Source organism: Variovorax sp. 01N429, assembly GCF_056399425.1.
Genome location: NZ_JBFTRG010000012.1, coordinates 147,582 through 161,120, shown reverse-complemented (window position 1 = coordinate 161,120; position 13,539 = coordinate 147,582). Strand labels below are relative to the sequence as shown.

At 65.8% G+C, this 13,539-nt stretch carries 11 protein-coding genes; all 11 read left to right on the top strand.

Translation table 11 applies throughout. The features are described from left to right. The first annotated feature begins 5 nt into the window (after nt 1–5). The 11 genes from ftsL to AC1DSF_RS21240 are packed head-to-tail and all read left to right on the top strand — an operon-like array spanning nt 6 to nt 13,527. Nucleotides 6–347, top strand: a complete 342-nt coding sequence (ftsL, locus tag AC1DSF_RS21290; RefSeq protein WP_478125987.1) for a cell division protein FtsL — start codon at nt 6–8, stop codon at nt 345–347. Nucleotides 348–384: 37 nt separating this feature from the next. Next, entirely contained in the window at nt 385–2,133 is a 1,749-nt protein-coding gene (locus AC1DSF_RS21285) for a peptidoglycan D,D-transpeptidase FtsI family protein (RefSeq protein ID WP_478125988.1), read from the top strand. Beyond that, the gene (locus tag AC1DSF_RS21280; RefSeq protein ID WP_478125989.1) at nt 2,133–3,626 is read left to right on the top strand and encodes a UDP-N-acetylmuramoyl-L-alanyl-D-glutamate--2,6-diaminopimelate ligase; all 1,494 of its coding nucleotides are present in this window, start codon (nt 2,133–2,135) and stop codon (nt 3,624–3,626) included. The genes AC1DSF_RS21285 and AC1DSF_RS21280 overlap by 1 nt, the downstream gene beginning before the upstream one ends. Beyond that, nucleotides 3,623–5,077 carry a UDP-N-acetylmuramoyl-tripeptide--D-alanyl-D-alanine ligase gene (locus AC1DSF_RS21275; RefSeq protein ID WP_478125990.1) on the top strand — a complete coding sequence of 485 codons (1,455 nt, stop codon included), beginning with the start codon at nt 3,623–3,625 and terminating at the stop codon, nt 5,075–5,077. Before AC1DSF_RS21280 ends, AC1DSF_RS21275 begins: the two co-directional genes overlap by 4 nt. 18 nt (nt 5,078–5,095) lie before the next feature. Then, nucleotides 5,096–6,274, top strand: coding sequence for a phospho-N-acetylmuramoyl-pentapeptide-transferase (gene mraY / locus AC1DSF_RS21270; RefSeq protein ID WP_478125991.1), 1,179 nt, complete (start codon nt 5,096–5,098; stop codon nt 6,272–6,274). A 4-nt stretch (nt 6,275–6,278) separates the two neighbouring features. Beyond that, nucleotides 6,279–7,940, top strand: a complete 1,662-nt coding sequence (gene murD / locus AC1DSF_RS21265) for a UDP-N-acetylmuramoyl-L-alanine--D-glutamate ligase (protein WP_478183392.1) — start codon at nt 6,279–6,281, stop codon at nt 7,938–7,940. Continuing rightward, complete coding sequence (ftsW, locus tag AC1DSF_RS21260; protein ID WP_478125993.1) at nt 7,937–9,235, top strand: putative lipid II flippase FtsW; 1,299 nt, start codon at nt 7,937–7,939, stop codon at nt 9,233–9,235. Before murD ends, ftsW begins: the two co-directional genes overlap by 4 nt. Continuing rightward, a complete protein-coding gene (gene murG / locus AC1DSF_RS21255) occupies nt 9,232–10,305 on the top strand; it encodes an undecaprenyldiphospho-muramoylpentapeptide beta-N-acetylglucosaminyltransferase (RefSeq protein ID WP_478183391.1) in 1,074 nt (357 codons plus the stop codon). Before ftsW ends, murG begins: the two co-directional genes overlap by 4 nt. Beyond that, complete coding sequence (murC, locus tag AC1DSF_RS21250; protein WP_478183390.1) at nt 10,302–11,756, top strand: UDP-N-acetylmuramate--L-alanine ligase; 1,455 nt, start codon at nt 10,302–10,304, stop codon at nt 11,754–11,756. Before murG ends, murC begins: the two co-directional genes overlap by 4 nt. After that, nucleotides 11,753–12,748 (top strand): D-alanine--D-alanine ligase, encoded by a 996-nt coding sequence (locus AC1DSF_RS21245; RefSeq protein ID WP_478125996.1) that lies wholly within the window; start codon nt 11,753–11,755, stop codon nt 12,746–12,748. Before murC ends, AC1DSF_RS21245 begins: the two co-directional genes overlap by 4 nt. Further along, a complete protein-coding gene (locus AC1DSF_RS21240) occupies nt 12,745–13,527 on the top strand; it encodes a cell division protein FtsQ/DivIB (RefSeq protein WP_478183389.1) in 783 nt (260 codons plus the stop codon). The genes AC1DSF_RS21245 and AC1DSF_RS21240 overlap by 4 nt, the downstream gene beginning before the upstream one ends. Nucleotides 13,528–13,539: the final 12 nt, after the last annotated feature.

Sequence of the window (13,539 nt, the reverse complement as noted above, 5' to 3'; positions counted from 1 at the left end):
AGATCATGGCTCGACTCAACCTGCTCCTGTTGATCGCCGTGCTGGGCTCGGCGATCTATCTCGTGCACACGCAGTACATGTCGCGCCAGCTCTTCACCGAGTTCCACCGGGTCGAGCTCGAAACGCGCCGGCTCGAACTGGACCACGATCGCCTGCAGGTAGAGAAACGGGCGCAGGCCACGCCGCTGCGCGTCGAGAAGCTCGCCAAGGAGCAGCTCAAGATGCGCACGACCACGCCGGCCATCACGCAGTACGTGCGCGAAGACGGCACCGTGATCCCCGCCATCGCTGCGCCCGCGCCCACCGCGTCCGCGCCGCGAACTGCTGCTACGAAGGGGGCGCATTGATGAGTTCGATGTCGAGCCGCCTCAAGTCGGGGGGCCTATGACCCGTCGCAGCGTTCAATACACGACCAGCCCACTGCTCGCCAGCAAGACCCCGGTCTGGCGCAGCAAGTTCATCGTCGGCGGCATCGCGCTGGGCTTTGTCGTGCTCGCGGGCCGCGCCGCCTATGTGCAGGTGATCGGCAACGACTTCTTCCAGCGCCAGGGCGAGGTGCGCTTCACGCGCACGCTCGAGCTGCCGGCCAATCGCGGCCGGATCATCGACCGCAACGGACTGCTGCTTGCGCAGAGCGTGGTTGCGCCCAGCATCTGGGCGATCCCCGAGGACATCGAGCGCGACGATGCCGAGGTCAGGGCCAAGCTCAAGCAGGTGGCCAAGCTGCTCGGTATGCCGCAGAAAGACTTCGACAAGAAGCTCGAAGACGAAGACAAGACGTTCGTCTGGATCAAGCGGCAGGTGGACGAGCCGATCGCCAAGCAGATTGCCGAGCTGAACATCAAGGGCATCTACCAGCGCAAGGAATACAAGCGCCAGTACCCCGAGGGCGAGGCGGCCGCGCACGTGGTGGGTTTCACCAACGTCGAGGACAACGGCCAGGAAGGCATCGAACTCGCCTTCAACAAGGACCTGGCGGGCAAGCCCGGTTCGCGCCGCGTCATCAAGGACCGGCTCGGGCGCGTCGTCGAAGGCGTCGGCGAACAGGTGCCGCCGGTCGAAGGCAAGGACATCCAGCTCAGCGTTGACAGCAAGGTGCAGTTCTTTGCCTATCAGAAGCTGCGCGACGCAGTCACGCTGCACAAGGCCAAGGCGGGCAGCGTGGTCGTGCTCGATGCAATCACGGGCGAAGTGCTCGCGCTGGCCAACTATCCGAGTTACGTGCCCGACAAGCGGCAGAACCTCACGGGCGAGCAGTTGCGCAATCGCGCCATGACGGACGTCTTCGAGCCAGGATCGACCATGAAGCCGATCACTGTTGCCACGGCACTTGAAGCCGGCCGCATCACGCCGAAGACCGTGATCGAGACCTCGCCCGGCCGCTACAGCTTGGGCGGCTTCACCATCAGCGACACGCATAACTACGGCTCGCTGACGGTCGAAGGCGTCATCCAGAAGTCGAGCAACATCGGCGCGCTCAAGATCTCGCAGAAGATGACCCCACACGAGATGTGGGACACCTACACGGCGCTCGGCTATGGGCAGAAGCCGCAGATCCAGTTCCCGGGTGCCGTCACGGGGCGCCTGCGTCCATGGAAGTCATGGAAACCGGTCGAGCAGGCGACGATGGCGTATGGCTACGGCCTGTCGGCGTCGCTGTTCCAGATGGCGCATTCGTACACGGCCTTCGCGCACGATGGCAGCGTCATCCCGGTCACCATCCTCAAGAGCTCGGAGCCGGCGGTCGGCGTCAAGGTTTTCTCGGCCCAGAACGCGCTGGCGGTGCGCAAGATGCTGCAGATGGCTGCCGGCCCGGGCGGCACGGGCCCGCTCGCGCAGACCGTGGGCTACTCGGTGGGCGGAAAGTCCGGCACGGCGCACAAGCAGGTGGGCCGGGGCTATGCCAGCAAGCAATACCGCTCGTGGTTCACGGGCATGGCGCCCATCGACAAGCCGCGCATCATCGTGGCGGTCATGATCGACGAGCCGAGCAACGGCCAGTATTTCGGCGGCACCGTGGCCGCTCCGGTGTTCAGCGAGGTCGTGCAGCAAACGCTGCGCATGATGAACGTGGCGCCAGATCTCGCTGTCAAACCCCTGGTCGTGACCACGGGCGTGGATGAGAGCTTCTGATGACGACGATGCTTCGCAACCCCACTGAAGCCGCGCGCTGGCTGCAGGCCCGCGTGCGCGGGGTGCTGCACGCCGACAGCCGTGCCGTCGGCGCGGGCGACGGATTCATCGCGTGGCCCGGCGCCGCCACCGACGGGCGGCGCTTCGTCGCCAATGCCCTTGCGCAGGGCGCCGCGGCTTGCCTCGTCGAAGAAGAGGGCAGCGATGCATTTGCATTCGATGGCGAGGCCATCGCCACCTACGCCGGCCTGAAGGCCGCCACCGGGCCGATCGCAGCGGCGTATTACGACAACCCGTCCGAGCAACTCGACGTCCTCGCCGTCACGGGCACCAACGGCAAGACCTCCACGGCGTGGTGGCTGGCGCAGTCGCTGTCGCGCTCCGGCCGCGCGCCGTGTGCCGTCGTGGGCACGCTGGGCGTCGGTGTGCCGCCCGAACTCACCTACACCGGGCTCACAACGCCCGATCCGGTGCTGCTGCAGCGAGAGTTGCGCGGGTTCGCGGACCGCGGATACGGCGCCTGTGCCATCGAGGCATCGTCGATCGGCATCGTGGAGCGCCGGCTTGACGGCACGCGGATTGCTGTCGCGGTCTTCACCAATTTCACGCAGGACCATCTCGACTATCACGGCAGCATGGATGCGTACTGGCAAGCCAAGGCGGAGTTGTTCCGCTGGCCAGGCTTGCGCGCCGCAGTGGTCAATATCGACGACGTGCATGGCGCTGCGCTGGTGGGCAACCTGATCGAAACCGGCGTCGGCGCGCTCGATGTCTGGACCCTGTCGGCCGCGGGCTCTCCCGCCCGCCTGATGGCGCAAGACATCGGCTATGACGCGCAGGGCCTCACCTTCTCCGTGGTGGAGCAGGGCCATTTGCCGGTGCGGCTTTCAACGCAGTTGATCGGCCAGTACAACGTCGCGAACCTGCTGGGCGTGCTGGGCACTCTGCGCGCTCTCGGCATGTCGCTCGACGAAGCCGTTGCCGCCTGCACGGGCCTGGACAGCGTGCCCGGCCGCATGGAAAGCCTGAGCATCGCCGGCCATCCGCTGGCGGTGGTCGACTATGCGCACACGCCCGACGCGCTCGACAAGGCGCTCGCCGGTTTGCGTCCGTTGGCGCAACAGCGCGGCGGTGAGTTGTGGTGCGTGTTCGGCTGCGGCGGCGACCGCGATACGGTCAAGCGCCCCATGATGGCGGCGGTGGCCGAGGCGCAGGCCGATCGTATCGTCGTGACCAGCGACAACCCGCGCAGCGAAAAGCCTGCCGCGATCATCAGCCAGATCCTGCTCGGCCTGGCGCGTCCGGAGGCGGCGCAGGTCGAACCCGATCGCGCCAAGGCAATTGCAGATGCGCTCGCGCAGGCCCGTCCCGAGGACGTGGTCTTGATCGCCGGACGCGGCCATGAGGCATGGCAGGAGATTGCGGGCGAACGCATCGCGTTCTCGGACCGAGCGCATGCCATTGACGCGCTCACCAGAAGGAGCGAGGCATGAACACCATGTCCGCTTCCGATTCGATGATGACGCTGGCCCAGGCGGCGAACTGGATTCCAGGCGCGCGCCTGATCGGCAACCCCGCCACACCGATCCTTCGCGTACATACCGATACGCGGACGCTGGCAGCTGGCGATCTTTTCGTGGCGCTCAAGGGCGAGCGCTTCGACGCGAACGCGTTTCTTGCCAGCGCGCGCGCGCGCGGCGCGGTTGCCGCGATTGCACACGGCGGCCTCGAAGCGGCCGGTCTCGCCGGCCTGGAAGTGCCCGACACCCTGGCCGCGCTCGGCGCGCTGGCCGCCGGCTGGCGCTCGCAGTTCGACCTGCCTTTGATTGCAGTGACCGGCAGCAACGGCAAGACCACCGTGACGCAGATGATCGCCTCGATTCTTCGCACGGCCTGCGGCGAAGGCGCCCTCGCGACGGCGGGCAACTTCAACAACGAGATCGGTGTGCCGCTGACGCTGCTGCGGCTTCGTGCGCGGCATCAGCGCTCTGTGGTCGAACTCGGCATGAACCATCCGGGCGAGATCGCCCGCCTGTCCGCCATCGCCCGCCCGACGATCGCATTGGTCAACAACGCCCAGCGCGAGCATCAGGAATTCATGGCGACGGTCGAGGCCGTGGCGCGCGAAAACGCCTCCGTCCTTTCGGTGTTGCCCGATGGCGGAACGGCGGTGTTTCCGTTCGGCGATGAATTCACGCCGCTGTGGCAGTCGATTGCGCGCGAAGGTGCGACTCGCCGCTGTCTCACCTTCGGTGAACACGAGGACGCGGACATCGCGCTCGCCACTGCCGAATGGACGCGGGGCGCCTGGCAGTTCAAGGCTCGGACACCGGTGGGCGATGTTCGCTGCGCATTGCGCATCGCGGGCCGCCACAACGTCGTCAATGCGCTGGCGGCCATTGCCTGTTCGCTCGCGAGCGGTGTTTCGCCCGACAAGATCGCCGACGGGCTCGCCGCATTCGAGCCAGTGAAAGGCCGTTCCAAGGCCATCGAGTTGCATGTGGCCGAAGGTCGCACGATCACCGTCATCGACGATACGTACAACGCCAATCCCGATTCGATGCGCGCGGCGATCGATGTACTCGCCAGCCTGCCTGGACCGCGCATGCTGGTGATCGGCGACATGGGCGAGGTCGGCAACCAGGGACCCGAGTTTCATGCCGAAGTCGGCGCCTGGGCCGGCGAGCGCGGCATCGAGACCGTCTATGCGCTCGGCGAGGAATCGAAACACAGCGTGGCTGCATTCGCCGGCAATGAGGCCAGCGAGGCCCGGCATTTCGGTGACATCGAATCGCTGAACGCGGCAGTGATGGCGGGTTTGCCCCGCGCCGCGAGCGTGCTCGTGAAGGGTTCGCGTTTCATGCAGATGGAGCGGGTGGTCCAGGCCATCGTCGCTTCGGCTGCACCACAACAACAAGACAAGGGGGTCGGTCATGCCGCATGAGCCGCGCCCATTCACAGCATGCTGATGACCTTCGCCCAATGGCTGCAGACGGTCTCGCCGGAGTTTGGTTTCCTGCGCGTCTTCCAGTACCTCACCTTCCGCGCGCTGATGGCGGCGTTGACCGCGCTCCTCCTCGGCCTGCTCGCCGGGCCTTACGTCATTCGCCGCCTCGCCGCGCTCAAGATCGGCCAGCAGGTGCGCAGCTATGGCATGGAGACGCATCTCACCAAGAGCGGAACGCCCACGATGGGTGGCGTGCTGGTGCTGTTCTCGATCGCGCTTTCGACATTGCTGTGGTTCGATCTCTCGAACCGCTTCGTCTGGATCGTGCTCTGGGTGACGCTCGGCTTCGGCGCCATCGGCTGGGTCGATGATTGGCGCAAGGTGGTGCGCAAGGACCCCGAAGGCATGCGTTCGCGCGAGAAGTACTTCTGGCAGTCGGTGGTCGGGTTGGTCGCGGGCTTCTATTTGCTCTTCAGCATCTCCGAAAGCTCCAACTGGCGCGTGCTGGAACTGTTCGCCACCTGGGTGCGTTCGGGCTTCGACCTGGACTTTCCGCCCAAGATCAACCTGCTGGTGCCCTTCTTCAAGGAAGTGAGCTATCCGCTCGGCGGCATCGGCTTCGTCATCCTCACCTATCTGGTGATCGTCGGCGCGAGCAATGCGGTGAACCTCACTGACGGGCTCGACGGCCTGGCGATCATGCCGGTCGTGATGGTGGGCTCCGCGCTGGGCGTGTTCGCCTACGTCACGGGCAGTGCCGTGTACTCGCGCTACCTGCTTTTTCCGCACATTCCGGGCTCGGGCGAACTGCTGGTGTTTTGCTCGGCCATGGCCGGCGCGGGTTTGGCCTTTTTGTGGTTCAACACGCATCCGGCGCAGGTTTTCATGGGCGACGTGGGCGCGCTCGCGCTCGGCGGCGCACTGGGAACCATCGCCGTCATCGTGCGCCAGGAAATCGTGTTCTTCGTCATGGGCGGCATCTTCGTGGTCGAGGCGATCTCGGTGATGGCGCAAGTCACCTATTTCAAATACACCAAGAAGCGCTTTGGCGAAGGGCGGCGCGTGCTCAAGATGGCACCGCTTCACCATCATTTCGAGAAGAGCGGCTGGCGCGAGACGCAGGTCGTGGTGCGCTTCTGGATCATCACGATGCTGCTGTGCCTCGTGGGTCTTTCCACCCTGAAGCTCCGGTAAGACGATGCGGCATCTCCAAGACCTTCACGTCCTGATCATGGGCCTCGGTGCGTCCGGCCTGGCGATGGCGCGCTGGTGTGCGCGTCACGGCGCGAAGATCACCGTGGCGGACACGCGCGAGACGCCGCCGCAACTCGCCATGTTGCGCGAAGAAATTCCCGAAGCGCAATTCGTTGGAGGACCTTTGGCGGCTTCGCTGGTCCAAGGTACTTCCGTGCGCGCGGTGTATCGCTCCCCCGGTCTCTCGCCGGCGTCAATTGCTTCGGTGCTCGATGCGGCGCGCGCGATGGGGCTGCATGTTGGCGGGGAACTGGATCTCTTCGCGCACGCTCTTGCGGATTTGCGCATTGCCGAAGTTGCAGAAGGCTTAGAAGTCGCAGAGCCTGCGACCCTGCCCGAGGCGGCCCCGTCGACGGAGCCGGAGACGCAGCAGCCCGACACCGAGGCGGCCGACGAGGACGACGATTCGCCCGCACCGGCACCGGTCATCGTTCCGCCACCGGCGCCCAAGGGCTACACACCCGCGGTGCTGGCGATCACCGGCACGAACGGCAAGACGACCGTCACCGCACTCACCGGCCAATTGGTCGAGCGCGCTGGCAAGTCGGTCGCCGTGGCCGGCAACATTGGCCCGACCTTGCTCGACACCCTTTCAGAGCGCATGGACGCGGACACGCTGCCGGATGTCTGGGTGCTGGAGTTGTCGAGCTTTCAACTCGATGGCGCGCAAGGTTTCGAACCGACCGCAGCCACGGTGCTGAACGTAACCCAGGACCATCTGGACTGGCACGGCGACATGGCGGCCTATGTCGCAGCCAAGGCTCGCATCTTCGGCAAGCAAGGAGTGATGCTGCTGAACCGCGACGACGAAGCCGTGATGGCCATGCGGCCGGCGGCCGTCAAGCTGGCCCGCGGCCAGACCGCACGAAGCATCGTCACCTTCGGCGGCGACATGCCGACACGGCCGGGCGACTACGGCATCGAGCGCGTCAACGGCATGGCATGGCTGGTGCGCGCGCTCGAAGCGGACGAGACCCAGAAGCGCAAGCGCGGTGCCGCCGTCGAGGAAGAGGAGATCCACTTCCAGCGCCTGATGCCCGCCGATGCGCTGCGCATCCGTGGCCGGCACAACGCGCTCAATGCGCTGGCGTCACTCGCGCTTGCGACGGCGGCAGGCTGCCAGCTTGCGCCGATGCTCTACGGCTTGCGCGAATACCGCGGCGAGCCGCACCGCGTCGAACCGGTGGCGATCATCAACGAGGTCGAGTACTTCGATGACAGCAAGGGAACCAACGTAGGAGCGACCGTCGCCGCGTTGATTGGGCTTGGCGAGGAGCGCCGCGTGGTGGTCATCCTCGGCGGCGAGGGCAAGGGACAGGACTTTGCGCCGCTTGCAGAGCCGGTGCGCCAATATGCACGCGCCGTGGTGCTGATCGGCCGCGACGCGCCGATCATCGAAGCCGCATTGGCGTCCACAGGCGTCTCGATGCAAGCCGCCGCCTCTTTGCCCGAGGCCGTGACGCTGGCCGCCAGTCTCGCGCAGCCCGGCGATGCGGTGCTGCTCTCGCCGGCCTGCGCGAGCTTCGACATGTTCAAGGACTACGCGCATCGCGCGACGGTGTTCTGCGACGCCGTGCAGGCGCTCGCCGACGGGGGGCCTGCGTGAGCACGACGTCCGCCACCTCCGGCACTTCAGGCAAGGCCAGCCGCTTCGCCGGCTGGTTCAGCCGCGCCAAGAGCGGCATCGACGCATTGCCGATGCACTTGCCCGTGCGTCTCGGGAACGCGGGCATGACGCAGACGAAGGCAGCGCCGGTGCGCGTGCTGGGATTCGACCAGGCGCTGGTGTGGGTCACCGTCGCGCTCCTGGCGTGGGGTCTGGTGATGGTGTATTCGGCGTCGATCGCATTGCCGGACAACCCGCGCTTCGCGCGCGCCGGTTACAGCCCGACCTACTTCATCTCGCGGCACGCGGCATCGCTGGTGGTCGCATTCGTCGCTGGCTTGCTGACCTTCCAGATTCCGATGAAGACCTGGGAGAGGACGGCGCCGTGGCTCTTCGTGGCGTCGCTGTTGCTGCTGGTGGCCGTGCTGATTCCGCACCTGGGCATCAACGTCAATGGTGCGCGCCGTTGGCTGCCGCTCGGCATCATGCGTTTCCAGCCCTCGGAATTGGCCAAGTTCGCGATGGTTCTCTATGCGGCCAGCTACATGGTGCGCAAGATGGAGATCAAGGAGCGCTTCTTCCGCGCCGTGCTGCCCATGGGCATTGCCGTGGTCGTGGTCGGCATGCTCGTAATGGCCGAGCCGGACATGGGCGCCTTCATGGTGATCGCAGTGATCGCGATGGGCATCCTGTTCCTGGGCGGTGTGAACGCGCGCATGTTCTTCGTGATCGCTACCCTGGTGGTGGTCGCCTTCGGCACGATCGTGGCGACCAGTCCCTGGCGGCGCGAACGCATCTTTGCCTACCTCGACCCCTGGAGCGAAGAACACGCGCTCGGCAAGGGCTACCAGCTTTCGCATTCGCTGATCGCGATCGGGCGCGGCGAAGTCTTCGGGGTCGGGCTGGGCGGCAGCGTCGAAAAATTGCACTGGCTGCCCGAGGCGCACACCGATTTTCTGCTGGCGGTGATCGGCGAGGAATTCGGTCTCGTGGGCGTGTTGCTCGCCATTGCGCTGTTCCTGTGGCTCACGCGCCGGATCATGCACATCGGCCGTCAGGCAATTGCGCTCGATCGCGTCTTCTCGGGGCTCGTGGCACAGGGCGTCGGCATCTGGATGGGCTTCCAGACATTCATCAATATGGGTGTGAACCTGGGCGCGTTGCCGACCAAGGGGCTGACCCTGCCGCTGATGAGTTTCGGCGGCTCGGCCATCTTGATGAATGTCATTGCGCTGGCCGTCGTGTTGCGCATTGATTACGAGAACCGCGTCCTCATGCGCGGAGGGCGAGTATGAGCAGGACGGCACTCGTCATGGCTGGTGGCACGGGTGGGCACATCTTCCCGGGGCTCGCCGTGGCCGAAGCATTGCGTGAGCGCGGCTGGCGCGTGCACTGGCTCGGCGTGCCCGGCAGCATGGAGCACCAGCTTGTACCGCCGCGTGGCTTCGCCTTCGAGCCCGTGCAGTTCGGCGGTGTGCGTGGCAAGGGTCCCGTCACGCTCGCCCTGCTGCCGATGCGACTGCTGCGCGCCTTCTGGCAGAGCATCGGTGTCGTGCGGCGTGTGAAGCCCGATGTGGTGGTGGGCCTGGGTGGCTACATCACCTTTCCGGGTGGAATGATGAGCGTGCTGCTGGGCAAGCCGCTGGTGCTCCACGAGCAGAACTCCGTGGCGGGACTTGCCAACAAACTGCTTGCGAGCGTGGCCGATCGCGTCTTCACCGCTTTTCCGAATGTGCTGAAGAAGGCGCAGTGGGTCGGCAATCCGTTGCGCGCGGCATTTGCAGCGCAGGGCGAACCTGCCGAGCGTTTCGCGGGCCGTACCGGTCCGCTGCGACTGCTGGTCGTCGGCGGCAGCCTGGGCGCGAAGGCGCTCAATGCGGTGGTGCCGAAAGCATTGGCCATGATCGCGCCCACGCAACGCCCGAAGGTGACGCACCAGAGCGGCGCGAAGCAGATCGACGAACTCCGCGCCAACTATGCAGCGGCCGGCGTCGACGGCGAACTCACACCTTTCATCGAAGACACCGCCCGCGCGTACGCCGATGCCGACTTGATCGTCGCGCGTGCCGGCGCGAGCACCGTCACCGAAATCGCGGCCGTCGGCGCAGCAGCGCTGTTCGTGCCTTTCCCCTCCGCTGTGGACGACCACCAGACCACCAATGCGCGCTTTCTTGTCGACGCGGGTGGTGGCTGGCTCGTTCAACAGTCCGAACTCACCCCAGAATTGTTGGCCGACTTGCTACAGAAAACCGGGCGCGACGCGCTCCTGCAACGGGCCTTGAAGGCCCAGACGATGCGCAAGACCGAGGCGGTAGATGCCGTGGTCCGCGCGTGCGAAGAACTCAGCCGCGGAGGCCGCTCATGAAGCATGCGATCCGGCATATTCATTTCGTGGGTGTCGGCGGCTCCGGCATGAGCGGCATTGCCGAGGTGCTGCTCAACCTCGGCTACAAGATCTCGGGCTCAGACCTCGCCGACAGTGCGACGCTGCGGCGCCTGGCCGGTCTCGGCATCGCGACCTACGTCGGACACGACGCCGCGCACATCGCCGGCGCGGACGCCGTCGTCACCTCGACCGCCGTGCACGCGCACAACCCCGAGGTCGTGGCTGCGCGCGAGAAGCGCATCCCCGTGGTGCCGCGCGCGCTGATGCTGGCCGAGCTGATGCGCCTCAAGCAGGGCATCGCCATCGCTGGCACGCACGGCAAGACCACGACGACCAGCCTCGTGGCGAGCGTGCTCGCGGCTGCGGGGCTCGATCCGACCTTCGTCATCGGCGGTCGTCTCAACAGCGCGGGCGCCAACGCGCAGCTCGGCAGTGGCGACTACATCGTGGTCGAGGCGGACGAATCCGATGCGTCGTTCCTGAACCTGCTGCCGGTCATGGCCGTGGTCACGAACATCGACGCCGACCACATGGAGACCTACGGGCACGACTTCGCGAAGCTCAAGAAGGCTTTCGTCGACTTCCTGCATCGCATGCCTTTCTATGGCGTGGCGATCTTGTGTACCGATGATCCGGCGGTGCGAGAGATCGTGACCGAGGTGTCGTGCCCCGTCACGAGCTATGGCTTCAGCGAGGACGCGCAGGTGCGTGCAGTCAACGTGCGGGCCGTCGGCTCGCAGATGCACTTCACTGCGCAGCGCCGCAACGGCGTCACGCTGCCGGACCTGGACATCGTGCTGAATTTGCCGGGCGAGCACAACGTGCGCAATGCGCTGTCGGTCATCGCCGTGGCCGTCGAACTCAATGTGCCGGACGAGGCCGTGCAGCGCGGGCTCGCCGACTTCAAGGGTGTGGGGCGGCGCTTCCAGCGTTACGGCGAAGTGCCTGCGCGGGGCGAGGCCGGCGCCGGCAGCTTCACGCTGATCGACGACTACGGTCATCACCCCGTGGAGATGGCCGCGACCATTGCCGCCGCTCGGGGTGCATTTCCGGGCCGCCGCTTGGTGCTTGCTTTTCAGCCGCACCGCTTCACGCGAACGCGCGATTGCTTCGAGGATTTCGTCAAGGTCATCGGCCAGGCGGACGCCGTGCTGCTCGGCGAGGTCTATGCGGCCGGCGAGCCGCCGATCGTGGCCGCCGATGGTCGCTCGCTCGCCCGCGCATTGCGCGTGGCCGGCAAGGTCGAGCCGGTGTTCGTCGATGAGATCGGCGCCATGCCGCAAGCCATCCTGGACAACGCGCGCGAAGGCGACGTGGTGATCTGCATGGGGGCTGGCTCGATCGGCGCGGTGCCAGCAAAAGTGGTTGAACTCGGCGCGATGGCGTCCGGCAAGTCCGAGCAGGTTGCTCGAAAGGGGAGTGGACTGTGAACGTGATTGATCCAAAATCCTTCGGCAAGGTGGCCGTGTTGTTCGGCGGCAGTTCGGCCGAGCGCGAAGTCTCGATCATGTCGGGAACGGGTGTATTGGATGCGCTGCTTTCGCAAGGCGTCGATGCGCATGCCTTCGATCCGTCCGAGCGCGAGCTGGTCGAGCTCAAGCGCGAAGGCTTCGCGCGTTGCTTCGTCGTGCTGCATGGCCGGCATGGAGAAGACGGCACGGTGCAGGGCGCGCTCGAACTCCTTGGCATTCCATACACCGGCTCTGGCGTGATGGCGTCGAGCGTGGCGATGGACAAGGTCATGACCAAGCGCATCTGGGAGGCTGACGGCCTGCCGACGCCGCGCTATGTTCGCCTGGCCTTTGACCAGCAGAGCCGCGAGCAGATCAACGCAGTGCCGGATGTGCTTGGCCTGCCGCTGATCGTCAAACCGCCGCGCGAAGGTTCGTCCATCGGCGTGACCAAGGTGATGGGTCCAAATGACGTGGACAGGCAGATGCAGGATGCGGTGTCGCTCTCGGTGCGGTACGACTCGGATGTGCTGTGTGAAGAGTTCATCGAAGGCGAGGAAGTCACCTGCGCAGTGCTCGGCAGCGGCCTCGATGCAGTGGCGATGCCCGTGGTGCGCATCGCCGCACCCGAGGGCGCGTACGACTACCAGAACAAGTACTTCACGGACGACGTCAAGTACCACTGCCCGAGTGGCCTGCCTGCCGACGAAGAGCAGGAGATCCGACGCATCACGCTGGCCGCCTATCACCAGCTCGGCTGCCGCGGTTGGGGTCGCGCCGACCTGATGATCAGGGCCAGCGACCGCAAGGCCTTCCTGCTGGAAATGAACACGTCGCCCGGGATGACGAGCCACTCGCTCGTGCCCATGTCGGCGCGGGCGGCCGGCATCTCCTATGAAGAGCTTTGCGTGCGTGTGCTGGCTACGGCGACTCTCGATTCGAAACCGGCCAGAGACGAAGGAGCGGCATGACCAATAGCATCCCCGCGCCCTTCGACGTCAAGCTCATGAACGTGACCGCGAGCCTGGTGTTCGCGCTGTTCTCGCTCATGCTGCTGGCGGCGGGTGCGTGGTGGGTGCTGCGCCAGCCCTTCTTTCCGCTCTCGGGCATCAAGGTCGATGGCGAAGTCACGCACAACAACGCGGTGACGCTGCGCGCCAACGTGGCGCCGCAACTGGCCGGCAATTTCTTCACGGTCGACCTCTCGCGCGCGCGCACGGCTTTCGAATCGGTTCCGTGGGTGCGCAAGGCGGTCGTGCGGCGCGAGTTTCCCAACAAGCTGCGCGTGACGCTCACCGAGCACCAGCCTGTTGCACATTGGGGCGACGAAGCCGAGTCCAAGCTGATCAATGGCTTCGGCGAAGTGTTCGAAGCCAACGTGGCCGAAGTCGATGACGACCTGCCGCACCTCGATGGTCCGGCCGAACAGGCCGGACAGGTGCTTGGCATGTACCGCGTGCTGGCGCCGCTGTTCCAGCCCTATGACCTCTCGATCGACGCGCTGTCGCTGTCGAGTCGCGGGAGCTGGCGCGTGACGCTCGATACCGGTGCGACGGTCGAACTCGGGCGCGGGCGAGGCGAAGAAGTGGTGGCGCGTACGCAGCGTTTTCTGCGCACAGTGACGCCGGTGGCGAGCCAGTACGGAAGAACGATGGCGGCGGTCGAGGGCGCCGATCTTCGGCACAACGAAGGGTATGCGCTGCGGCTGCGCGGCGTCACCACGGTCGTTCCCGACCTGAAGAAAAAGTAGAGCAGCAAGAGA

Excerpts from the sequence above, each read along its gene's own strand:
- ftsL (WP_478125987.1), top strand. The coding sequence starts at position 6 with ATGGCTCGACTCAACCTGCTCCTGTTGATCGCCGTGCTGGGCTCGGCG.
- AC1DSF_RS21285 (WP_478125988.1), top strand. The coding sequence starts at position 385 with ATGACCCGTCGCAGCGTTCAATACACGACCAGCCCACTGCTCGCCAGC.
- AC1DSF_RS21280 (WP_478125989.1), top strand. The coding sequence starts at position 2,133 with ATGACGACGATGCTTCGCAACCCCACTGAAGCCGCGCGCTGGCTGCAG.
- AC1DSF_RS21275 (WP_478125990.1), top strand. The coding sequence starts at position 3,623 with ATGAACACCATGTCCGCTTCCGATTCGATGATGACGCTGGCCCAGGCG.
- mraY (WP_478125991.1), top strand. The coding sequence starts at position 5,096 with ATGCTGATGACCTTCGCCCAATGGCTGCAGACGGTCTCGCCGGAGTTT.
- murD (WP_478183392.1), top strand. The coding sequence starts at position 6,279 with ATGCGGCATCTCCAAGACCTTCACGTCCTGATCATGGGCCTCGGTGCG.
- murG (WP_478183391.1), top strand. The coding sequence starts at position 9,232 with ATGAGCAGGACGGCACTCGTCATGGCTGGTGGCACGGGTGGGCACATC.
- murC (WP_478183390.1), top strand. The coding sequence starts at position 10,302 with ATGAAGCATGCGATCCGGCATATTCATTTCGTGGGTGTCGGCGGCTCC.
- AC1DSF_RS21240 (WP_478183389.1), top strand. The coding sequence starts at position 12,745 with ATGACCAATAGCATCCCCGCGCCCTTCGACGTCAAGCTCATGAACGTG.